Source organism: Armatimonadota bacterium (assembly GCA_016125185.1).
Taxonomy (GTDB): Bacteria; Armatimonadota; Fimbriimonadia; order Fimbriimonadales; family Fimbriimonadaceae; genus Fimbriimonas.
In genome coordinates this window covers 591,726-614,387 of the sequence record WGMG01000006.1, presented here as the reverse complement: position 1 = coordinate 614,387, position 22,662 = coordinate 591,726, and the positions used below count along the sequence as shown (strand labels likewise).

23 protein-coding genes are annotated in these 22,662 nt (G+C 56.7%); 15 read left to right on the top strand and 8 right to left on the bottom strand.

Going from position 1 to position 22,662, the window contains the following annotated elements; all coding sequences use genetic code 11:
- Nucleotides 1-22 precede the first annotated feature (22 nt).
- Nucleotides 23-1,147, top strand: a complete 1,125-nt coding sequence (locus tag GC165_10675) for a hypothetical protein (protein MBI1333330.1) — start codon at nt 23-25, stop codon at nt 1,145-1,147.
- Nucleotides 1,148-1,486: 339 nt separating this feature from the next.
- Here the strand turns inward: GC165_10675 and trpS are convergent, their stop codons facing one another.
- The 3 genes from trpS to lysA are packed head-to-tail and all read right to left on the bottom strand — an operon-like array spanning nt 1,487 to nt 4,487.
- Nucleotides 1,487-2,485, bottom strand: coding sequence for a tryptophan--tRNA ligase (trpS, locus tag GC165_10670; GenBank protein MBI1333329.1), 999 nt, complete (start codon nt 2,483-2,485; stop codon nt 1,487-1,489).
- 5 nt (nt 2,486-2,490) lie between these two features.
- Complete coding sequence (locus tag GC165_10665; protein ID MBI1333328.1) at nt 2,491-3,192, bottom strand: site-2 protease family protein; 702 nt, start codon at nt 3,190-3,192, stop codon at nt 2,491-2,493.
- The gene (gene lysA, locus GC165_10660) at nt 3,192-4,487 is read right to left on the bottom strand and encodes a diaminopimelate decarboxylase (protein ID MBI1333327.1); all 1,296 of its coding nucleotides are present in this window, start codon (nt 4,485-4,487) and stop codon (nt 3,192-3,194) included. The genes GC165_10665 and lysA overlap by 1 nt, the downstream gene beginning before the upstream one ends.
- Nucleotides 4,488-4,528: 41 nt before the next feature.
- On the opposite strand from lysA, the gene GC165_10655 reads away from it, so the two are divergent.
- A complete protein-coding gene (locus GC165_10655) occupies nt 4,529-5,053 on the top strand; it encodes a hypothetical protein (GenBank protein ID MBI1333326.1) in 525 nt (174 codons plus the stop codon).
- Here GC165_10655 and GC165_10650 read toward each other — a convergent pair.
- Nucleotides 5,050-5,283, bottom strand: a complete 234-nt coding sequence (locus GC165_10650; protein ID MBI1333325.1) for a hypothetical protein — start codon at nt 5,281-5,283, stop codon at nt 5,050-5,052. The two genes, GC165_10655 and GC165_10650, sit on opposite strands and share 4 nt — an antisense overlap.
- 71 nt (nt 5,284-5,354) lie before the next feature.
- On the opposite strand from GC165_10650, the gene GC165_10645 reads away from it, so the two are divergent.
- The 4 genes from GC165_10645 to GC165_10630 all read left to right on the top strand — a co-directional run bounded on the left by GC165_10645 (nt 5,355) and on the right by GC165_10630 (nt 10,477).
- Nucleotides 5,355-6,458, top strand: coding sequence for a 1-deoxy-D-xylulose-5-phosphate reductoisomerase (locus GC165_10645; protein ID MBI1333324.1), 1,104 nt, complete (start codon nt 5,355-5,357; stop codon nt 6,456-6,458).
- Nucleotides 6,452-7,681, top strand: coding sequence for a PDZ domain-containing protein (locus tag GC165_10640; GenBank protein ID MBI1333323.1), 1,230 nt, complete (start codon nt 6,452-6,454; stop codon nt 7,679-7,681). The genes GC165_10645 and GC165_10640 overlap by 7 nt, the downstream gene beginning before the upstream one ends.
- Nucleotides 7,682-7,699: 18 nt before the next feature.
- On the top strand, nt 7,700-9,244 hold the full coding sequence (lysS, locus tag GC165_10635) for a lysine--tRNA ligase (GenBank protein MBI1333322.1): 1,545 nt from the start codon (nt 7,700-7,702) through the stop codon (nt 9,242-9,244).
- 399 nt (nt 9,245-9,643) lie between these two features.
- Nucleotides 9,644-10,477 carry a tryptophan 2,3-dioxygenase gene (locus tag GC165_10630; GenBank protein MBI1333321.1) on the top strand — a complete coding sequence of 278 codons (834 nt, stop codon included), beginning with the start codon at nt 9,644-9,646 and terminating at the stop codon, nt 10,475-10,477.
- A 6-nt stretch (nt 10,478-10,483) separates the two neighbouring features.
- Here the strand turns inward: GC165_10630 and GC165_10625 are convergent, their stop codons facing one another.
- Nucleotides 10,484-11,188, bottom strand: a complete 705-nt coding sequence (locus tag GC165_10625; protein ID MBI1333320.1) for a PEP-CTERM sorting domain-containing protein — start codon at nt 11,186-11,188, stop codon at nt 10,484-10,486.
- Nucleotides 11,189-11,608: 420 nt separating this feature from the next.
- Here GC165_10625 and GC165_10620 point away from each other — a divergent pair, with 420 nt between their 5' ends.
- A complete protein-coding gene (locus tag GC165_10620) occupies nt 11,609-12,778 on the top strand; it encodes an aminotransferase class V-fold PLP-dependent enzyme (protein ID MBI1333319.1) in 1,170 nt (389 codons plus the stop codon).
- 64 nt (nt 12,779-12,842) lie between these two features.
- Nucleotides 12,843-13,847 (top strand): hypothetical protein, encoded by a 1,005-nt coding sequence (locus GC165_10615; GenBank protein ID MBI1333318.1) that lies wholly within the window; start codon nt 12,843-12,845, stop codon nt 13,845-13,847.
- Here the strand turns inward: GC165_10615 and GC165_10610 are convergent.
- The 3 genes from GC165_10610 to rpsD form a co-directional block, all read right to left on the bottom strand.
- Nucleotides 13,819-14,298, bottom strand: coding sequence for a PIN domain-containing protein (locus GC165_10610; protein ID MBI1333317.1), 480 nt, complete (start codon nt 14,296-14,298; stop codon nt 13,819-13,821). The genes GC165_10615 and GC165_10610 overlap by 29 nt on opposite strands.
- Entirely contained in the window at nt 14,241-14,738 is a 498-nt protein-coding gene (locus tag GC165_10605) for a hypothetical protein (GenBank protein MBI1333316.1), read from the bottom strand. The genes GC165_10610 and GC165_10605 overlap by 58 nt, the downstream gene beginning before the upstream one ends.
- Before the next feature lie 108 nt (nt 14,739-14,846).
- Entirely contained in the window at nt 14,847-15,458 is a 612-nt protein-coding gene (gene rpsD, locus GC165_10600) for a 30S ribosomal protein S4 (GenBank protein MBI1333315.1), read from the bottom strand.
- A 95-nt stretch (nt 15,459-15,553) separates the two neighbouring features.
- Between rpsD and GC165_10595 the strand changes: the two genes are divergently transcribed.
- The 7 genes from GC165_10595 to GC165_10565 all read left to right on the top strand — a co-directional run bounded on the left by GC165_10595 (nt 15,554) and on the right by GC165_10565 (nt 22,611).
- On the top strand, nt 15,554-16,606 hold the full coding sequence (locus GC165_10595) for a hypothetical protein (protein MBI1333314.1): 1,053 nt from the start codon (nt 15,554-15,556) through the stop codon (nt 16,604-16,606).
- Between the two features lie 62 nt (nt 16,607-16,668).
- On the top strand, nt 16,669-18,399 hold the full coding sequence (locus GC165_10590) for an HlyD family efflux transporter periplasmic adaptor subunit (protein MBI1333313.1): 1,731 nt from the start codon (nt 16,669-16,671) through the stop codon (nt 18,397-18,399).
- Nucleotides 18,396-19,625 carry an FtsX-like permease family protein gene (locus GC165_10585; protein MBI1333312.1) on the top strand — a complete coding sequence of 410 codons (1,230 nt, stop codon included), beginning with the start codon at nt 18,396-18,398 and terminating at the stop codon, nt 19,623-19,625. The genes GC165_10590 and GC165_10585 overlap by 4 nt, the downstream gene beginning before the upstream one ends.
- Before the next feature lie 199 nt (nt 19,626-19,824).
- Nucleotides 19,825-20,301 carry a hypothetical protein gene (locus tag GC165_10580; protein ID MBI1333311.1) on the top strand — a complete coding sequence of 159 codons (477 nt, stop codon included), beginning with the start codon at nt 19,825-19,827 and terminating at the stop codon, nt 20,299-20,301.
- A gap of 45 nt (nt 20,302-20,346) precedes the next feature.
- The gene (locus tag GC165_10575; protein ID MBI1333310.1) at nt 20,347-21,726 is read left to right on the top strand and encodes a serine hydrolase; all 1,380 of its coding nucleotides are present in this window, start codon (nt 20,347-20,349) and stop codon (nt 21,724-21,726) included.
- Nucleotides 21,723-22,049, top strand: coding sequence for a hypothetical protein (locus GC165_10570; protein MBI1333309.1), 327 nt, complete (start codon nt 21,723-21,725; stop codon nt 22,047-22,049). Before GC165_10575 ends, GC165_10570 begins: the two co-directional genes overlap by 4 nt.
- Before the next feature lies 1 nt (nt 22,050).
- Complete coding sequence (locus GC165_10565; GenBank protein ID MBI1333308.1) at nt 22,051-22,611, top strand: DUF899 domain-containing protein; 561 nt, start codon at nt 22,051-22,053, stop codon at nt 22,609-22,611.
- Nucleotides 22,612-22,662 lie beyond the last annotated feature (51 nt).

Here is a 22,662-nt window from a genome sequence, read left to right as displayed (position 1 = left end):
CTGCGCAAAACCTGTCATCGCCATGTTTGCCCGAAACTTGCCCTTCGCCGGACTGCTGTTTTGCACCCTCTCCGTTGCTGGATGCTCACCCTCGGCCAGCAGTCCAGGACCAAAGACGGCGATTTCCGCTCCATCGACGAAGGCCTCGGTCGTCATTCCTTCCGGCACTTTCGCACCAAAACTCACTCGCAAGAGCGGCATGGTCAGAGAGCCGATCGCCATGTCCGACGATGGCAGCGTCATCTGCACGACCGAGAACTCCATAAAGGGCCACCACTACTCGCTACTGAAGGACGAAACCGAGAAGATGCTGGATACCGTCCCGGAGAACGTCTACCCGCAGCTCACCCCCGATGGCAGGCTGGTGGACATGGTCAACACGGCGAATCTGGGCACCGACATCGCCTCCAATTCCTTCCATGCGGCCTTTCGAATAAGTGCACCCACCCGCAATCTATTCGAGAATGACGGCTCGCTCCTCATGTCTCGACTCGTCCCCTCACCAGGTTCTAAGACCAAGTTTCGCATCGTTCTCGAGAAGCACACCCGAGAACCCATTCCGAGTTCAAAATCGGCGAAAGATGTTATCGTCTCCAGCAGGGTTCTGTATGAATCCGGCTACTTTCTCGCCGTCTGCGGCACCACCGATAATGCCGATATCTGGTTCCGCGAACACCATCAGTCCTCGTCTGAAAATCGCGATGTGCTCATGCTTTGCGAAAACGGCAAGGTGGAAACCGTCGACACGCCCAAAGGCTATTCACTGGTCCGCTGGATCGCCCAAACCAAAGGCGCAGTCATCGGAACCTTCGGCCCCGACGGCGGACCAACGCGAGCGTTTCGCCTCGACGGCAAAGATTGGAAGGAGTTGCCCATTCCCGACGGATTCAGCGACTCCTACGTCACCGCCATGCTCAATGATGGTACGGTCATTGGCTTCGTCACCGACGGCGATCCGCTGAAGCAAAAGCAGGTCGCTTGGCGAGGCGACAAGGTCGCTATTCTCAACGACCTTGACGGATGGCCCCGCGCCACCGGGATTGCCGTTATGATCCGGGCCGCTCGTAATGGCGACTTACTGGTCGAAGACGTCATCGACCCCGAGCACGTCAAAGGCGACTACTACCTCCTCCACCTAGGGCCATAGAGTATTGAAGGTCGTCTAGTCAGACGATGCCGCTGGCGATTGCTGGACACCCTCCGGAATTTGGCGGCCCAAAAGGGCTGAAAGCCCGTTTCAGCTTATCCCAGCCCTTGGAATGCATTGCGTTCCAAGGGCTGGGATAGAAATGGGAACAGTCAGAGTCCACGGAGCGAAGCGACCCCAAACTCAAGCGAGGTTTCGCTTCAAACACCCAAAGCGACATCTCGTTGCGAGCCGGAGGTTTGCGTTCAAGCCATTCACTGTATCCAACCAAACGGAGATACCCTTCCGCCAAGTGGAGGGTGAACGAAGTGAACCGGGGGATAGCCGACCGGCCTGCTGCTAAACCAACAGGCCCATCACGCTTCGCACTTCGTCCAACGTCTCCGCCGCCACCGCCCGAGCCCGCTCGGCACCATCGCGCAGAACGTCGCGAATGTCGTCCTCGCTGTACGAGGCCCGTCGCTCCCGCATCGGGCGAAAATACTCGTTGACCGCCTCGATGCACTCCGTCTTGTTCTGCATGCACCCGCGCAAGCCCTGCCGATCCTCTTCCCAACAGGTCTCCCAGTTCGGCGAATACAACTTCAGGTACTGACACACCGCACACCCCTCGGGGATGCCCGGATCGGTCTTTTTGATCTTCGTCGGCGTCGTAAATGCGCTCTTGATCCGCGCCGCCGTCTCGTCGGCAGTATCGCTCATGTAGATGCAGTTGTCGTACGACTTCGACATCTTGCGCATATCCAGGCCCGGCAGCTTCGCCCGATTCTCATCTTCTGGAATTAGGTACTTGTAGACCGGAAAAACGTCCTTGCCGAACAACCGGTTGAACCGCTGACCAATGTCGTTGCCGATCTCCAAGTGAGGAGCCTGATCGCGCCCCACCGGAACGCCGTAGGGACGATACAGCAGAATGTCGGCCGTCTGCAGAACCGGATAGCCCAGAAGCCCATAAGGCTCTCGCTCCGCACCCTCCATCTCGTCCTTCTTTTCCTTGTACGTCGGCGTCCGCTCCAACCAGCCCAGCGGCGTGATCATGCTGAAAAGCAGGTGAAGCTCGGCGTGCTCCGGCACATGGCTCTGTACGAAAATCGGAGATTTGGCCGGGTCCAGCCCTGCCGCAATGTAATCCTTGGCTACCTCGATCGTGATCTTGCCGATCTGCGATGTTTCGTCCATGGTTGTGAGCGCATGCCAATCGGCGACCATGCTGAACATCGTATAGCCCTGGTTCTGAAGGTCCACCCAGTTTCGCAAGGCGCCCTCATAATTCCCGATGTGGAGGCCACGCTGATTGGTGGGCCTCATGCCGCTTAAGATTCGCTTATTGTCGCTCACCGTAACTATATACCCAGCATCAGGCGCATCGTGGTACCAACGGTTGTGCCTAAATACCAGTCAATGACGTTGAAGTTTCCGGCCGGAATCAGAACGAGAATCAGGAAGATGATCATTCCCGGCCCGTGGCAGAACCGGTACCAGCTATTTCTTGCCTGCGGCGGCAGAAACGCGCCAACCAACCAGTGCCCGTCGAGCGGCCCCAGCGGAATCAGGTTAAAGAAGAAAAGGCTGAGGTTCATGATGAACGACATCAGCACATAGAGCGAGAAAAATGCACTGCCGCTCGCAAACGCGGCGCGGCCAAAGCTCATCCCCGTTTCGCCAAGCCCCGACAAGGCTTCCCGATCCGCCAATCCCGACTTGATGAGGATTGCGCAGACCAGCGCCAGGCCCAGGTTCGAAACCGGCCCCATGATGACCGAAATGAAGTGATCCCATCGCGGATTCTTCATCTTCGAAGGGTTGACCATAACTGGCCTTCCCCACCCAATGCCGAAACCAGCCATCGACGAAATCACGATCATGATCGTGCCGATCGGGTCCAGGTGAGCCAACGGATTCAGCGTGACGCGTCCTTGCGCGCGTGGGGTCATGTCGCCCGCCATATCGGCGAACTTCGCATGGCAAAATTCGTGAATCGCAATCGCCGGGATGAAAACAAGCAGGCTAAAGACTATCTGATAAGGATCAAATCGACTGAACATTACAAATCTCCCGGCACCGCTTCCTTATCAAACATTTCTTCCCATGAGTCCCGCCGAACGACCAGTTCGGCCTTTCCATTCTGACGAATTAGGACCGTCGCGGGTCGCAGGTATCGGTTGTAATTGTTCGCCATCGTGGAGTTATAGGCGCCCGTCGTGAGAACCTGAAGCAGGTCCCCAGCGACGATGTCCTTCGGAACTTCTACGTCCACGAACAAGTTGTCCGTTTCACAGTGCTTGCCGCAAACCGTGGCCGTCATGGTCTCGCCTGGCACATGCCCGATGGCCTCCACGTCGTATTTCGCTTCGTACATCGCCGGACGTGGGTTGTCGCTCAAGCCGCCGTCGACCGCCACATATGTGCGTGTTTTGCCCGGTGCCGTCGGCACCGATTTCACCACGCCAACCGTGTACAGCGTCACGCCCGCCTCGGCCACAATGCTCCGCCCCGGTTCCATGCCCAGCGCGGGATGCAGACCGTGCTTTTCCAAAATCGGCTTCATCGCGCCGACCACTCGGCGGCAATACTCCTCGATGGAGAGCGGATCGTCCTTCGCCGTGTACTTCACTCCCAACCCGCCACCGATAATGATGTGCTGAAAATCGGCCCCGTGCCGCTGCTTCATTGCGACCGCAAATTCCGCTAGAAACTCGCCCGCCGCGCTCTGCGCCTCATCGTCTAGCAATTGCGAACCCACATGGCAGTGGATGCCATCGACCGGAATACCTAGCTCCAGACATCGAGCCAACGCCTTTTCGGCGGATCCGTCCGCGATGTTGAATCCAAACTTCGTGTCCGATTGCCCCGTCGAGATGCGCGAATGCGTCTTGGGATCAACCCCCGGCGCAAGCCGTAGCAAGAACCGGGTGGGAAACTCGCCAAGCAGCTCGGCCACCATTTCGATCTCGCCAAAATGGTCGATCACGACGTGGCTAACGCCCTGCTCTAGTGCAAATCGAATCTCTTCGCGCTTCTTGTTATTGCCATGCAGGTGGCAATCCGAAGCCGGAATTCCGGCCAGCATCGCCGCCCGGAGTTCGCCCTCGCTCGCGACATCGATGGTCGCGCCTTCTTGTCGAACGATTTTCAGCACCGCCAGCGTCGAGTTCGCCTTGCTCGCAAAGCTCAACTCGGTTTTGGGATAGAGCGCGGAAAGCGCCGTTCGATACTGCCGAACTCGATCGCGCACCGACGCTTCATCGACGACATACAGAGGAGTGCCGAACCGATCCGCCAATTCCCGGGCCAATGAGTCGGTGAGTCGAAAGCGGGGATCAGCCTGGTTCAATGCAATGAGAGATTACCTTTTGGCATAGAATAAAGGGGATCGACAAGATGCCGACCGAACCTACAAGAGAACAACTGATCGCGGAAATCGCCGATATCCTCGGCAAAGTCAACCCGTTGCCGTCGCGGGGCAAGCAGGTCCTCAGCGTCCTGTCCTCGACCCTCATCCGAATCGGATGCCTCGCCTACGCGATCTACCTCGCGTTTCTCTTCAACACGAACTTCACCAACCTATCCAGCCACTCCAAGAGCGAACCGCTCAGCACCGGCGAATGGGTTCTGGCGATTGTGTTCTTCGTCATCTTCCTTTCCTCATTCGTCCGCCGCGTCTACGGCGATCGCATGACGCCGCTCGTCGAAATGATCAAGCGCACCGGATTCAGGTTAGGGCTGATCATCTTCACGTTTCTTTTCTGGTCGTGGATGTTCCAAATGTTTCCGGGGATGGGCTACAACCCGTTCGTGTCGGCGATCGCGACGATCTTCATCCTCAATTCGGGATATGACTTCCGCCTAAGCCCAAGATCGCCCAGGCGGAAGATTCCAAGCCCGTTTGATAACGGGCAGAACTAGGGAGTCGGCGCAGATTCGGGCGTCGAGACTTCCTGGATCAAGGCAATCTTGAACCATCGCTCGCCACCCTTGTGTCTCGCATCGGAGAGGGTGGCCAATTCCACCCAATCGGACCCGATTTCGCCCACTTTCGCAGACACCTTATCGTGGCCCGGATATCGAATTCGCACGACGACGCCGGACTTCGCGGCTTCATTCAAGAGATTGCAGATTTCAACTGAATTCGACATGAGATTCTCCTCCTTCTGGTTAGTTCGGCTGGAATTCCCCCAACCTCAGATAAGTGCCACAATATTCCTGAATGAAACGTGTCGTTATCCTTGGTTCGACGGGAAGTATCGGCACACAGACTCTGGATATCATCCAGCAGTTTCCGAAAGAATTTGAAGTCGTCGGCTTGGCGGCAGCGCGGAATGAAGGGTTGCTGGACGAGCAGGCCCGACGCTTCGAAGTAAAGAGTACCGTCCTCTTCGAGCGAGATGGAATGGACGCTTTGGTCGATCTCGCCACCCTCGAAAGCGCCGATATTGTGGTGGTTTCGGTGGCGGGCGTCATCGGCCTGCTTCCCACCTTCGAAGCCATTAAAGCGGGCAAGAATATCGCCCTCGCCAGCAAAGAGGTTTTGGTCGCCGCCGGCGAGATCGTCATGCCCTTGTTGAAGCAGCATGGCGTGGCCATGACCCCCATCGACAGCGAACACAGCGCCGTCTTCCAGTGCCTGCAAGGCTACCGACCCGATCAGGTTCGCGAGGTCATTCTCACCGCTAGCGGCGGTCCGTTCCGAGGCAAGACTCGCGACGATCTCAAGGACATTACCGTCGAGCAGGCCCTGAACCACCCGACCTGGAACATGGGCGGCAAAATCACCATCGACTCCGCTACCCTCATGAACAAGGGCCTGGAGATGATCGAGGCCAAATGGCTCTTCGGCGTGGAGATCGACCAGGTCAAGGTCGTCGTCCACCCCCAAAGTATTGTCCACTCAATGGTGAAATTCTCCGACGGCTCGGTTCTGGGCCAACTGGGGTGGCCCAACATGCGCCTTCCCATCCTCTACGCCCTCACCTATCCCGAGCGAAACCCGAACGATCTCAAGAACTGGGATCCCGCCGACACCCCAAATCTCACCTTCGAGCGACCGGACGAAGACACCTTCCCTGCACTCGGTCTCGCGCGTCGCGCAGCCACCATCGGCGGCACCATGCCTGCCGCCATGAACGCCGCCAATGAAGAGGCCGTCGCCGCCTTTTTACGAGGCAAGTGCGGCTTTTTAGAGATTTCGACCGTAGTAGAAAAGGCTATGTCGGAACATTCCCCGGCGCTTCCGACGTTACAATCCATATTGGACGCCGATGTCGAAGCCCGAGCTTTGGTCCGGCAAACCCTGGGAATCCCTGCATGTTGATGAACCTCCTGGCTGGTATCGTGCTCGTTCTGATGTTCTGCATCCTCGTTTCGGTGCACGAACTGGGGCACTATCTTGCCGCTCGATTTTTCAACATGGGCGTCTCCGAGTTTTCCATCGGCATGGGCCGTCCCATCCTCAAAACCTTTGGCCGACGACGGTACAAAACCGACGACGGCGAGGAGCAAGAAACCCTCTTCAATGTTCGCGCCTGGCCCATCGGCGGCTTCGTCAAGATCGTCGGCATGGAACCCGACGACGACGGTAATGAAGTTCAGACCAGTGGCGGCTTTTACACCAAGGGCCCTTGGCAGAGAATCGTCGTCCTCCTTGCCGGTCCCATCTTCAGCCTCCTTTTCGGTTGGGTCGTGCTGGTCGCCCTCTACACCACCAACGGCGACTTAGTCCCAAGCAACAAAGTCAGCGAGGTCGTGAAGGGCGAACCGGCGGCAGCGGCTGGACTGAAAGTCGACGACCGTGTCCTCTCCATCAATGGACACAAGGTCGAAAGCAAGTTGGATGCGATCTATCGCATCCGCCAATTCGACGGCACCCGCCCGCTGGACTTTGAGGTTTCTCGCGACAAGTCGGTCCTCCACATTCCGATCACGCCCAAGCTTTCCGACGAAGAATCGCCATCGCTCGACCAGGATGGTCTTCTGACCGGCGACACGAAAAGGCAATATCTGGTGGGCGTCAACTTCGGCGTGGATAGAGTCAACGTCGGCCTCATCGGTGCCATGAAACAAGCCGCCGAGCTGCCGATCCAACAGGTCAGCATGATGGTGAAGAAGTTCACCCAACCCAAAGTGCTGGTCAACAACTCCACAGGCGTCGTCGGCATGGCCGTCATCACCAAAGAAGCCGTTCAAAGTGGATTCTCCACCGTTTTCGAGATCACCGGCCTCATCAGTATCTCGCTCGGCATCTTCAACCTGCTCCCCATCGGTCCACTCGATGGAGGCCAAATCTTCCTCGCCCTCATCGAAGTCGTCCGCCGAGGAAAGCGAATCTCGATGCAGGCTCAAATGAAGTTCTTCCTAGCGGGCCTTGCCCTCATCATCAGCCTCTTCCTCTTCCGAAACTACAAGGACTTGGTCCAGTACGTCATTCCCGGAAAGGAGAACCTGATCGTCGGCACCGGTAAGAAGCCGACCACAACCGCCGACAACGACGCTCCCAACACGCCAGCCACGAATACTCCCGACGCGACAAACAAGTAAACTCTTAGGCTCAAGCCTATGAGCAACGAAGAGTCTATTTGGGATATTCGCCTGGACAAGCTCCAGCGCCTGCGTCAACTAGGGTTCGACCCGTATAAAGTCGAGCGCTGGGACACTCCTAAATCGGCCGATAAACTGCTCGATGACTTTACCGAAGGGGCTCCGGTTTCCTTCGCGGGGCGCATCGCTTCTTACCGAGACATGGGCAAGGCTGGCTTTGCCCACATCAGCGACGGCGACGGCAAAATTCAAGCCTACTTCCGTAAGGATGAACTAGGCGAAGACGCCTACGAAGCCTACAAGCTTCTCGACCTTGGCGACCACATCGGCGTCGAAGGCGAGCTGTTCGTCACCAAGACCGGCGAGAAGTCCATCCACGTCTCCAAGTTCCACCCGCTTAGCAAGGCGCTTCACCCGCTTCCGCTCGGTAAGGAAAAGGACGGCCACGTCTTCTCCGGCCTGCAGGATGTCGAAATCCGAAACCGCCATCGTCACCTCGACCTGATGGCGAACAAGGAAGGGCGCGTCAAGCTCCTCAACCGAGCCCGAATCGTATCGGCCGTTCGGTCGTACTTCAACGACTGCGGGTACCTCGAAGTCGAAACGCCGCTCCTTCAGCAAGAAGCCGGCGGTGCGGCGGCGCGGCCCTTCGTCACCCATTACAACGAGTACGACGTGGACGTTAAGCTCCGCATTTCGCTGGAACTCTACCTCAAGAGGATCATCTGCGGCGATGTGCCGAAGGTGTACGAGATTGGGCGCGTCTTCCGCAACGAGGGCGTCAGCTACAAGCACAACCCCGAATTCACATTGCTGGAGTTCTACGAGGCCTACGCAAACCTTGAGGACATGATGACCCACGTCGAGAACTGCTTCAAGTACGTGGCGTTCAGCGTGTTCGGCAACACTTCGATCGACATTCCGCACGAGGATGGCTACGTGACCATCGACTTCGGCAAGCCGTGGGCTCGCGTCGATATGCTCGACGAGATCGCCAAGCACGCGGGCGTGTACCGCGAGCAGTTGCTAGAGCTTTCGACGGCCGTCGAGGCCCTAGGCCCCGGCGCTCGCATGAACCCGGTCACCGGTAAGCGCGTGGTTCCCGGCGAGGAGCGAAACCTCGGTGGCCTCCTCGAAAAACTGTTGGAGGTCTACGTCGAGCCGACGCTCATCCAGCCGACGTTCGTCATCGGCTACCCGCTTGAGATTTCACCGCTCGCCAAAAAGGATCCCTCCGATCCTCGGTTCACGCGGCGCTTCGAGGGCTACATTCTGTGCGCCGAAGTGTGCAACTCCTTCAGCGAAATCAACGACCCGATCGACCAGCGGGAACGGTTCGAATTTCAAGTCGAAGAAGCCGCCGCTGGAGATGAGGAAGCCCACCCGATGGATGAGGAATTCCTGTACGCGCTGGAGTGCGGCATGCCGCCCACCGGCGGTTGTGGCATCGGCCTCGACCGCATGGCGATGATGCTGACGGGTTCGAACACGTTGCGCGAAATCCTGCTGTTCCCGTACATGCGCCCGGACTCGGCTGGCGCAGAAGTGGAAGCCGAAGACTAGAGTGCGCGAATTTATCGGCGCTTTCAAGGGCGAGACTTGTCTCGCCCTAATCTCGCGGGCCACGTGGATCGTTGAACCGCAACCTTACTGCTGAGGCCAGAGCACACCTTTTGAATCCTCAGGCAGAGGTTCTGAGGTTCAAAGTACACCGGCACGGAGACACGGAAATAAAGTGAACCGACCACATTTCGCTCAAATGGAGACTGTGAGTTTCCGACCTCATAAGATACTTCTCTGGATAGAGAAGTCGGTGAGGAGTTAGCGACGACGAACCGGATGAGAGGAAAGGCAAAGCCAATTTGGAGCGAACCGCATGATTGCCGCCGACACCAAACTCTCGACCAACCCAGAAAACACCAAATCCCGATCTCAACCCGGTACCCTTCTAACTAACCTGCAATGTCGCAAAAACCCCAACTAGGACTCACCAGCGAATCGGATTACGGCGGATACCTCTGCCTCGATCCGATCCTTTCGGCCCAAAAGCCGAAATCCAAACAGCACGACGAGATGCTGTTCATCATCCAGCACCAAACCTCCGAGCTCTGGATGAAGCTGGTAGTCCACGAACTGAGGATGGCGCTCTCGTGCATCCAATCCGACGAGCTCGAACCCTCGTTCAAAGTACTCTCGCGGGTTAAGCAGATCATGCGCATGATGTTCGAGCAGTGGGCCGTGCTCGAAACCATGACCCCCAGCGACTACGCGCTCTTTCGCAAAGGCCTGGGCCGCGCCAGCGGATTCCAGTCCTACCAATACCGTACGATCGAATACATTCTGGGCAACAAGGATAAGCAGGTTCTCGAACAGCTCAAACAGCGCCCCGAGATCTATTCTCAGCTTCAAACCGACCTCCAAAACCCAAGCATTTACGAAGAATTTCTCCGCCACCTCGACCGAAAAGGCATCGACATTCCCAAGGAATGCGTCGAACGCGACTTCTCGGTCCAGCGTGAGGAATGCAAGGCCCTCGTCGGCGTCTTCAAAAAGATCTACGACAACCCACGTTTACACTGGTCGGCCTACGAGATGTGCGAAAAACTGATCGACATCGACCAGATGTTCCAACTCTGGAGGTTCCGCCACATGCAGACCGTCGAACGAATCATCGGATTCAAGCAAGGCACCGGCGGCTCGCCAGGCGCGTCCTATCTACGCGAACGCACCCGCGTCCACCTCTTCCCCGAACTCTGGTCCGTCCGAACCGAGGTCGAAGATAAAGATTTGGAGTAACCGGCCCTATTTGGAGACTTTGGCTCTTCTTCTCGCGAAAACCGAAAGGCTGAACGCTAGAGCGACAAGAGACGTAGGCTCTGGTACGACAGCAGAACCTTTGAGTCCCATCGAGAAATCGACTGGATGGCCAAAGAGGTCCGATGTCGGTGAGAAATTCTCAAAGAGCCCTGGAGCATTCCAAAATGAGTTGCCATTTTGGAATGGAATTCCTACCGAATTCTGCCCTGAAGTCGCACACAGAAATGTTTGATCGGGCGGATGGTTAACGGCTATTCCTAGAAAGTAGGTGCCTGCCGACAAGACAAAAGGATCGACTGCACTTTCGTACCGATTGATCGGAACATTGCCGTTAAATATTCCGGTTCCTGTCACCGTTGCCGAGCTAATCGTGCCGGCATGGACGAGCGTTCCGCCATTACCAGCCGAAATATCAGATCGAATTTCCCAGTAAAGCTGGTGAGACGAAAATGTTCCGGTGTCATCAATGAAGTTGCCAAAAATTCCATCAATTGAGTTCGGCGAGGTCAACGTAAAGTCATCATAGACAACTGAATTGAAGGATTCGGACACATAGTTATACTGAGCCTCCAAATTATTTCCACCATTCCAATCCCCACCGTAATAGACCGTTTGAGCGAAAGCGCTTGTCGTAGCCAATGTGACTAGCGCACCAAAGTAAAGCTTTGCATTTCTCATTCTAAGGAACATAACCTCTCTCTCAATACTACTGGGTGTCGAGGAAATAATCAAGAAGGAACTTTTATTAACTCTCAAAACCTGATTGCTTAGCCCCGAACGTCTTCGACTCAACTCACCTAACCTCTCTCCGCGTTCGCTCAAGTGTGACAACTCCTGCTGGCTGGCAGAGTGTTTACGACACACTAGTTATGGAGACTTTCGCGACTGCATCCATGAAACCTAGAACCGCATCGGGGAGGGCGACATCAGCCGAAACCGACAGAGTCGTCTTCCTGGAAACGAGTATTCTCTGGATAGCAAAGTTGATATGCTAAGCGCGTACAAGTATGGCCACACAAAGATGCCTCTCTGGATGGAGAGGCCGGTGAGCCGCCACATGAAAGATTGTAGTCCCACACACAACCTGGCGGCGAACCGGGTGAGTGCGAAATGAACTTACCAAATTGCCCGCTGAAAAAAGACCTCGTCGACCGCGAAATCCGGCCCCTCTTCTCACGCGTCCTCAAAGCCCATGAAGGCGTCGAATACCTCGCCAATCATTCCCTCGGACGCCCGCTCGATCAGACATTCGACAATATCGCCCGTGGAGCCGCGCTTTGGGCCGACAAACTCGACGAAGCCTGGTCCGACGAGCACTGGATGGGCGAAGCCCACAAATATCGGTCCCTCATCGCCAAACTCCTCGACCTCAACGATCCGAGTGCCGTTGTCCCCAAGACCTCCGCCGGGCAGGGCCTTCGCGCCGTCCTTAACTCTTTCCCAGGCGACCGCAAAATCAACGTCGTCACCACCCGAGGCGAGTTCGACAGCATTGACTTTATCCTTAAAACTTACTCCCAGCAGGGCCGTACTACCGTTCGCTGGATCGAGCCCAGAGACGCCGAAGGCCCCGTACCCACTTTCCAGGCCAGCGACATCTTACGAGCCATCGATGACTCCACCGATCTCGTCGTCGTCTCCGCCGTCTTCTTCGGCACCGGCCAAGTTCTGCAAGACCTCGACCAGGTCGTCACCAAAGCCCATGCCTGCGGGGCGCTGGTCCTTCTCGACGTCTACCACGCCATCGGCGTCTTCCCTTTCTCGATGAACGCCTTCGATGCGGACTTCTGCATCGGCGGATGCTACAAATATCTCCGCGGCGGCCCCGGAGCCTGCTACCTGGCCATCCACCCGCGCATCCTCGCCGAGGGCCGTCGTACGCTCGACACTGGATGGTTCGCCAAAAAGGATACGTTTCAATACTTGCGACCGGAGACCGCCGACACCTGGCCCGGTGGCGATGGCTGGCTCGAAAGCACCCCGCCGGTCCTCACCGCCTACCAAGCCACTCCCGGACTCGAATTCACCCACAAAGTCGGCGTCGAGAGAATCCGCGCCTACACGCTCGAACTCCTCGACTCAATCCGCGAAAGCCTGCGCCGTCGAGACCTAGAGGTTTTCCAACCTCAAAATCCTAAGCATTGGGGAGCCTACGCCCTCGTCCATTCGGACGACGCCCCCAAACTCTGCGACAACCTCCGCACACAAGGAATCGTCACCGATGCCCGCGGCGACTTCGTCCGCTTCGGCCCCGACTTACTCAGCAAAGTAACACTGTAGCACAAAATTCAGTAATTTCAATTATAATTGAAATTACTGAACACATTTGAGTTATGATGCAGGTATGCGCAATAACAAAGCCTATCGCTCAAATCGTCGTAGCGACGACGACGCCGTTAGTGGGCTGATTGGCACCCTTTGCGGCGGTGCCCTTGCGATCCTCTGTTACGCAATTATTAGGGAAAGCGGCCAGTCTGCCAGCTTGTATGGTTACGGCCTCTTTATAGTCGTGCCCGTATTTGCCGGCTTTACCGCCGGGCTGTATGCGTTTCGCAAGTCTGTCGATGAAACATGGCGAATCTGGCACATTGCTTTATGGATTTACCTGTGCGTTACTCTTCTACTTCTCGTTTTTGTCCTCGAAGGCATTGTCTGCATGCTCATGGCATTTCCAATCGCCTACCCGTGTATGGCTCTCGGAGCTCGTCTTGGTTGTTATGTTCAATCCCAGTTCGGCAAGAATAAGCCCATGATGGTATCGATAGTCCCGATGCTTCCTATTATCGCGGTCTCGACCTGCTTTCATCGCGAACCAGTCGTCCATCAATCTGAATCTACCGAGTTAGTCATCAAGGCGCCGAAGGAGGCAATCTGGCCATACCTCTTTAACCTTAAGACCCTTGAGGCACCCAAGAGTCTCGTGCTGAGGACGGGTGTTGCCTACCCAACAGAAGTGTGTTCGGAGGCAAACACAGTTGGTGCGAAGCGCGAGTGCGTCCTTTCGACCGGCACGATGACCGAGATCGTCACCGAGGTCGAACCATTCAAACGACTTCGTTTTGACGTCGTCGAAACGCCCCCGCCACTCAAGGAAACGAATCCTTTCGGCCAAGTCCACGCGCCACATGAACACGGCTATTTCGATGTCGAATGGGGCGAATTTCAGCTCATTGACCTGGGCAACGGTCGCACAAGACTTATCGGGACCAGTCGGTACCGCTACAATCTCTTCCCTGCCTGGTATTGGGGACTTATCAACAACACCGTTGTCGAGCAGGTTCACCGCAGAGTGATGGAAGAGATCAAACGTCGTTGCGAATCTAGATCGGAACCCGCTCCAGCGAAGTGATGAATTGAATCCCTGGGATCACCTTCCGGCTCAGCCTTTCATCGTTGGTCACAAACAAGTCGCACTGGGCGGCCGCCGCGCACGCCAACTGGATGGAGTCTGGAGACTTGATGGCTCTGTCTTGCCTGATTTGTGCGTAGATAAGCGCCGCCTTCTGATCGAAGCTGACGACCTCAATTTCACCCGAGCCAAGGAAGGACTGATACGTGCTTAGCAGAGCAGCACTCTTCTGAGCTATGGGTTTTACGAACACCTCACCGATAGTCAGAGCTGAAGTAACCAAGTCGTCTTCTCGCGCTTCCATGCGTCGAACCAAATCGATCGTTGACTCTCCTAGCGGACCAACGTTCTCAATCAAATAAATAAACAGATTGGTGTCAAAGAAGACGCGGCTCACTCCCAATCGCTCCTCAACCGAGCAACATACTCGTCGGCGTGCTCGTTGGCCCACAGCTCTCGTCCCGTACCTGCCAGCCCCAGCAAGCCAGAAAACTTGCTTTTGGCCCTACCGGAACTCTCATACCTTTGCTTTGCCCATTCGACAAGCTCAAAGAACTCTGGATCGATGTCGGCCAAATTCGGAAAGATTCGACCATTCCGCATTGGATGGACCACATCAGTCTTCTGCAAGAGACGACGACGGCCATGGCCCGTGGCAAACAACATCTGCTCGTTATCTGGGCTCGGCTTTTTGTTCGCAACACAGTGCGAACTTACATGTGTCATAAAACCAGCGCGAATGGCACCACTGAGCTTCATCTCCTGAGCCTTCTCAAGAATTTCTGAGTTGGAAAAATCTAGGACTGCCGGGTTCTCATGGTGGAGTGTCGCGACGACCAAAAACACTTCATCGGCAATTCGCAAAGTTCTTCCGCTATGAAGCTTAGCCATGTAAGTATTATACAATGTTTTTTTGTATTTTACATTCCAAACTAAATGACGAACAAAAAAGCCCCGACCACACAGGCCGAGGCTTTTCGAAACTTTGACGACGAAATCTTAACGTGCGTAGAACTCGACGACCTGCTGTTCTTGGAAGAACTTCGGAAAGTCTTCACGCTCCGGCAAGGCGATAACCTTGCCCTTGAAGTGCTGGACGTCGGCTTCCATGTAGGCCGGAACCGCAGCGGCTTCGAAGTGGTTGTTCTTCGCGATGTCTCGGCTCGACTTTCGATCGCGAACCTCGATCACGTCGCCAACCTTCAGTTGGAACGAAGCAATGTTCACAACCTTGCCGTTGACGAGAACGTGGCAGTGGCTGACCATCTGGCGGGCCTGGAAGATCGTCTTCGCATAGCCAAGTCGCCAAACCGCCGTCGCAAGTCGCATCTCAAGGAGGCGAAGGAAGTTAAGGCTGGTGTTGCCGCTCATTCGCTGAGCCTTTCGGAATGTGTTCGAGAACTGCTTCTCGAGCATGTTGTAGTAGCGGCGGATGACCTGCTTGGCCAAAAGCTGCTCGCCATACTCCGAACGTCGGTTGTTGTCGCGCTGGTTAGGGCCGTGCTGGCCAACCTTATAGGCACGCTTGGAGGCAGGGCTCTTCGGCCGTCCCCAGATATCGTAGCCGACAGCTCGGCAAATGTCAGTTTTTCTTCCTCGATAAGTCGCCATGACAAAGTTTCACGCGGAAGCCCGCGAACTATAGATATTACACGAACCGAATTCCTTTTTGCTACGGGTAGTAGGAGATCGGGTAAAAGAAACGTATGGTCGGTGCAGTCGCCCTTGGCCTTGCGGCCCTCGCCAACACCCCTTCCGTTGCTCGCCTAGTGCGTGTTCCGCTCCGCGTCAACTTCCCCGAGACCGGCGAAGTCCACCGCGAATTCAATAACATTAAACCCGGAATCACCTTCAACGAGGTCATCCCCAGTTGGAATTTCGACAACGCCGCCAACGGCGCCATCCGCATCGAGCTCCGCGTCAACACGCCGACCGGCAAGAGCAAATGGTTCGTGCTCGGCGATTGGTCCGGCGACAAAGACTGGTCGCCCCGACAAAGCACCGAAAAGCAGAAGGACGACGATGGCAACGTCCTCACCGACACCTTCCGCGCCGCAAAGCCCACCGATTCGGTTGACCTCAAGGTCACCCTCAAGTCCCGCGGACAAAGCCCTCAGCCCAAACTCAAGCTCCTTACGCTTTGCTTTTCGGACACCTCAACCGTCCACGAGTACGAAAGCTGGCCCACCAGTCCCTACTGGGGAAGCCTCACCGACGTCCCCCAGCGAGCCCAAAACAACTACCCGAACGGCGGCGTGCTCTGCTCCGCCACCAGCACTTCGATGCTCCTTTGGCACTATTCTAAGGTCCTGAAGCGACCCGAAATCGACCACGATGTGCCCGAGGTTGAAGCCAATGTCTGGGATCCCGTCTACGACGGCGCGGGAAACTGGCCTTTCAACACCGCCTACTTCGGTTCCTTCTCTGGCCTCCGCGCCTGCGTTTCCCGCTTCACCTCCATCGAAGACCTGGAAATGCTCACAAAAGCCGGAATTCCCGTCGCCTGCTCCGTCAGCCTCGACATCCTCGAAGGCAAAAACACCGGTCGCCAGGGCGGCCACCTCGTCATTGTCGTCGGTTTTCAGGACGACGGCACTCCCATTTTCAACGACCCTGCCTTCAAAACCGGGGTCCGAAAAACCTACAAGCGCGACGATTTCGAGCGCGCCTGGTGTTATTCCGACCGAACCGTGTACCTGATGGTCCCCGATAACAAAAAGCTCCCGCCCGACCCGCATAAAGTGTGGAGTTTTCGTTAGGTCTTACGGCACCCTTGCAACCGATTCTGCGTATCCTCCATATTGGTTAGGTAGGGAAAGGGATGAAGAATTACTCAAGCATGGTTGCTGTCGGCATTTTGGCGCTTGCCGTTGTTGGTTGCGGCAAGCGTGAACAAGCCGCACCCGAGGTACCGCTGACGGTATCGCGGGGTGATGTCTCAATTACGATTATCGAAACCGGCACCGTCGAAGCCGTCAAAACCGTCGAAGCGAAACCACAAGTCACTGGCCGAATCGCTAAGCTCTATGTAGACGAAGGGTCCGTCGTCAAAGTCGGTGATCTCCTCGCCGTCATCGACCCCAAGCCGACTCAACTCCAGCTCGACTCGAACAAGGCTCAGTTGATGGGCGCCCAAAGCCAGGTGGACCGCGCCTCCATCGAGATCGCGCAAAGAAAGAAGACCGCCAAGGCATCCGTCGAAGAGGCCCAGGCCAGAGTCGCCCAGCTTGAACTCGAACTCAAAACGTCGCCTACCCTGCTCCAGGCCGACATCGCTCAAGCCCAGGCCAATCTCGAAGCCTCGATCCAGGATCGAGACCGCCTCGTCAAGAATTCTCAACCAACCCAACTCGCGACCGCCAAGTCCAACCTCGATCAGGCCGATCAAAACCTCAAGAATGCCGAGATCGACTACAACCGACAGCAGGACCTCCTAAAGCAGGGCTATGTCGCCGCCAAGGTCGTCGAATCCGCCAAGCTCACGCTGGACAACGCCCGCTCCCGCTATCTCGAGGCTAAGGTTGCCTACGACCGCACCGATGCCGGCTTCGCCGCCGACCTCGCCCGCGCCGAGGAGACCATCAAGGCCAACCGCGCCGCCCTCAAGCGCGCCCAGGCCAACCTTTACACCCTCAAAACCAAGCAGCAGGACCTCGCGACCGCTAAAGCTCAACTCGAATCGGCTCAGGCTGGCCTCGCCGACCCTGCTCTGCTGGAAAAAGGCAAACTTCAAAACGAAGCCACCGTCATGCAGTTGCAGTCCTCGCTCGCCGAAACCGAGCGTCTGATGCGCGAGACCGAGGTCCGATCCCCAATCGCCGGCATCGTCACCAAGCGGCTCCTGCAGGAGGGTGAAAACGCCACGGGTCTTGGCCAGTTCGGCTCCGGTAGCACCATCGTTCGCATCGAGGACCGAACTCAGATGCGAGTCAAGCTCGCCGTTAACGAAATCGACGTCGCCCGACTCTCGATCGGCATGCCCGCCGATATAAACGTCGACGCTATTCCCGGCAAGACCCTCACTGGCAAGATCAGCAAAATCGCTCCCGCTCGACAGGTCGTCGAAGGCACCACAACTCTTGTCGGCAGCGACACCGTCGTCAAGTACGAGGTCGAAATCATGCTCGACCACGTCGACCCGGCCCTCAAGTCCGGTATGAGCGCCCGATGCACCATGCCCGTGGCCAGCAAGAAGAATGTCATCTTCCTGCCCATCGAATACACCGAGAAGGACGGCGACGATTACTACGCCTACTTCCCCGCCGCCAACCCCAAGGATCCCAAGTCCAAGCCTCAGCGCCAGAAGCTGAAGGTCGGACTCGTCACCAGCAGCCGTATCGAAATCCTCGATGGCGTCAAGGAAGGCGACAAGGTCGTCAAACCGGAATTCAAGGGACCAAGCCGCAAGGGCTTCATGCAGATGGGCCCGGATGACGACTCGTCCGGTAGCAACAACAGCAGTAGCGGAAACGGCAACGGAAGTGGAAACGGTGCTAATGGCGGAAATAGTGGAGGCGGTGGTGCCAGCAAAGGCGGCGGAGACAAGAAATGAGCCTGTTACAGAGCGTCCTCGTCGCGCTCGACATGCTCCGGCTCCACAAGCTTCGTGCATTCCTCACCATGTTTGGCGTGATCATCGGGGTCATGGCCGTCACAATGACGGTCATGATCTCGAACGGTTTTCAGTCGTACATGACCAACCAGTTCAGCAAGATCGGCGCAAAGACCATCACCATCATGTTCGACCCCGGTTTTCGCCAGCGCGGTCAGTCGATGGGCAAATTCGACGGCCTCAAGACCGACGATCTGCAGTACCTGCGCGACCGATGTTCCAGCCTCGATATCATTTCGCCGTCCGTGATGGTGCCCGCCCAAAAGGCGACCTTCGAGGACAAAACTCTCGATAGTCCGCGCGTCTACGGCGGTAGCATCCAGTCCTTTAAGCTCAACGGTACCGAACTCGAAAGCGGTCGATTCTACACGCAGGAAGAGGTCGACGACCGCGCCAACGTGGCCGTTATCGGCATCGACGTCAAGACCCAGCTATTTGGGAGCAATCCCGCCGAAGGCCAACTGATCACGCTGGCCGGCATCACCGTCGAGGTCATCGGCGTCGCCAAAAAGCAGACCATCTTTGGCCAATCCAACGGCAAGGACATCTATATTCCCTACACCTCCGCCCAAAGCAAATGGGTCGGCGGCAACAAGCTCAACTACATTCAGGCCACGCCAAAGGATGGCGTCAAACCCGACGTCGCGATGGACGACATCTGGAAAGCCTTGATGCTCAAAAGCGGAAACAAGAAGATCTACCGAGTCGATAGCGCCGAATCCATCCTTGGTGTCTTCAACAGCCTCATCGCCTCCGCGGGCCTGCTCCTCTCCGCCATCGCCGCACTTAGCCTCCTTGTCGGCGGTATCGGCATCATGAACATCATGCTGGTATCGGTCACCGAGAGGACGCGTGAGATTGGCCTTCGGAAGGCGCTCGGCGCAAAGCGAAGCCTCATCTTGCTCCAATTCATCGTCGAATCCGCAACCCTTGCGCTCGTCGGCGGCCTGATTGGAATGGGCATCGCCTACGGCTTCGGGACCGTGGTCACCCTAGCCACTCAGCAGATGAAATGGCCGAATGAAAGCGGCCTCGCCACCCCGTTCCCGCTATCGGCAGCCGTTGGAGCCATGATGTTCTCCGCCTTCATTGGCGTCATATTCGGCTTCTACCCTGCCCTCTCTGCCTCTCGCCTCGACCCCATCGTCGCGCTGCGACGAGAGTAAGAACCAAAACCCTCTCCTAATTCTCCGAAGGAAATTGGGAGAGGGTGTCTCCTGACCCATGTCAGGAGACGGGTGAGGGCCAGTCCGCAAGGTCCCGCTCTGATTCCTCGCAAAGCAAAAATGGATGGGTGTCTCCTGACCCATGTCAGGAGACGGGTGAGGGCCAATTCGCCAAACATCGACGTGGCAAAATGAACTCATGACCACGCACGAACTCCTCAAAGCACGCTTCAACTCCGTGCGCCGAGACCTCGACAAAACCCTCGACCGCTTCACCGACGACCAAATGAATTGGTGTCCAAATCCCGGACTAAAAACCGTCTCCGGACAAATCCTCGAAATCGCCGACAAAGACCGCGAAGCCGTCATCTGGCTCAAGACCGGAACCTGGCCAGACGACGATCCGCCCTCCTTCGACCTAGAAACCACCACCCTCACTGAATCCAGAGCCGTCCTCGCTAATATCCGCGAAACCACCTTCGCCTACATCGACTCGATGACCGAGGATGAACTCGAAATAAACGTCGAAAGCCCCGAAAAGTGGTGGGAGGCCCTTCGCCTAACCGAATGCCCAAGAAGCGAAGTCCTGAGGAACATCGCCGCCCATGAGTGGTATCACACCGCCCAACTCGTCACCTATCGCGGACTCCTCGGCGATGACCTCGACGCTTGGTAATAACGCTCGGGAACCATCCACCACCAGCCCACGGTAATCAGTTCGATGACTCTCGCTTCGCTCGTCCTTCCTCTCTCCGTCCTTCAAAAGGACGCCATCGACCAATACGTCGAATCCGAGATGGCGCGCCAGCACATCCCCGGCCTCGCCCTCCTCATCGTCAAAGACGGCAAGACTTTCAAGGAGCAAGCCTACGGAGTCTCGAACGACGAAAAGAAGACGCCAACCCAAGTCACCGACCGCTTCGACATCGGCTCCATCGGCAAGACCTACACCGCCGCACTCATCATGCAGTTGGTCGAGCAGACCAAGATCAAGCTCGACCAAAAGGTCAAAGACATCCTCCCCGATTTCCCCGAAAAATGGAAGGACATCACAGTCCACCAACTGATCTCCCATCAGTCCGGCCTCCCGGATTACGCGCTCGTGCCCGGCGTCGGCCTCATGGACACTTACAACCAGCAAACCTGGAAGGACACGATGTACAAACTCGACCTCGACTTCCCTTCGGGACGCATGTATCAGTACTCGAACACTAATTTCGTCATCCTCGGCCTCATCCTCGAAAAAATCATCGGCAAGCCTTACCGTGAAATCGCCACCGAGCGGGTCTTCAAGCGGCTTGGCCTCACCGACACCGGCTTCAAAGAGGCAGGAAAACCTCTTCCCGAACGGAGCGCCACCGGCTACTTCTTTATCGAAAATAAGCTTCAGGACGCGGGCACCGGCGGCGTCTCGCCCACTCCCTCCGATGGCGGCGAGTTCTCAACCGTCGACGACCTTCGCAAGTGGACCGAGGAGTTCGAAGCTGGAAAGGTCGTCAAAAAAAGCACAGTCAGGTTCATGCAGACCGCCTCACTCGTCACCAGCGGACGCAAGACCGGCTATGGTGCCGGGTGGATGACCAATTCGATCGAGGGCTCGCCGCAGATCACCCACGGCGGCAACTCCGTCGGCTTCTCGGGCACCATTTCCACCTTCCCCAAACAGCGGATCGAAATCTACATGCTGTGTAACCTCTATCCGGTGGGCGGCGACGGCTTCGCTGCTGGCATCGCCCGCATCATGGATCCGAGCCTGGTCCGCAAGCCGCAAATCTCGACCACCGATCCTAACCCCAAGGAAACCGAGGAGCTCATGGCCGGACTCATCGACCTCGGTAAGGGCGACATCAAGAGTCCGCGCTTCCACGAGGACATGCAACTTCGCCTCGCCACCGGGCGCGGACGAATGGTCCTGCCGACCTTCGCCAACTGCGTTAACACCAAGAAGATGGAGTTCATCTCTAGCCATCCCGAGAAGCCGGATACCGTCCTCCGCTACCGCGTTTACGACGACAAAACCACTTGGATTGTAGACTTCCAGGTCACCGAAGACGGCAAAATCTATTCCATCGCTCGGACCGCCGACCTAGACAAAAAATGAACCGCTGGCCCCACCTCATCGTCTTGCGCCCAACCCGCTACGAAATGCTTTCCGACGGGCTTACCGACGAGGAGACCCGGGTCGTGGGCGAACATTTCGCCTACTGCCAACGGCTTGTGGCCGAGGGCAAAATGCTCCTCGCCGGTCGCACCTTCGGCCCTGTCGAAAAGACCATCGGCATCGGCATCATCGCCGCCGAATCCGACGAAGAAGCCCAGAGCATCGTCGATAGCGACCCCGCCATCGTCAACGGCGTCATGACCGCGGAACTACAGCCCTACCGGGTTGCGCTCCTCTGCGAAAACCCGCACAATACCAACTAAGATGATCACCGAAGAAATCAAAGCCCTCGAAAAGGAAATCGAGGAACAAAAAGTTCGATTGGCCGAACTCCGCCGCTCTGCCCCAGCCGACCCCGTCCAGGATTACGAACTAAAGCGCGCCGATGGCACTTCGGTCAAGCTGTCCGATCTCTTCGGCGAATACGACGAGATGCTTCTGATCCACAACATGGGCTCCGGTTGCTCGTACTGCACGCTCTGGGCCGATGGCTTCAATGCGTTTTGGCCGTACCTCAAGACCAAGTGCGCCTTCGTCCTCACCTCACCCGATCCCGCGCATAAAATGGCTCAGTTCACCGGAAGCCGAGATTGGGAATTCCCGTGTGTCAGCCTCGACGGCACCTCGCTGGTCAAAGACTTTGGCTTCGATGCCGAATGGGGCACCTGGCCCGGTGTTACCGCCCTCAAGAAGAACGCCGATGGCTCGATCACCCGCCACGCCCAATCCTACTTCGGCCCTGGCGACGACTACTGCGCGCTGTGGGGCCTCCTCGATCTCCTCCCCGGCGGCAAAGGCGACTGGGAACCGAACTACAACAAGTAGCGGAAGAAGCGGCAAAGCCAGCGAGAGAAGTAACGAGCGGCAAAGGCTTTC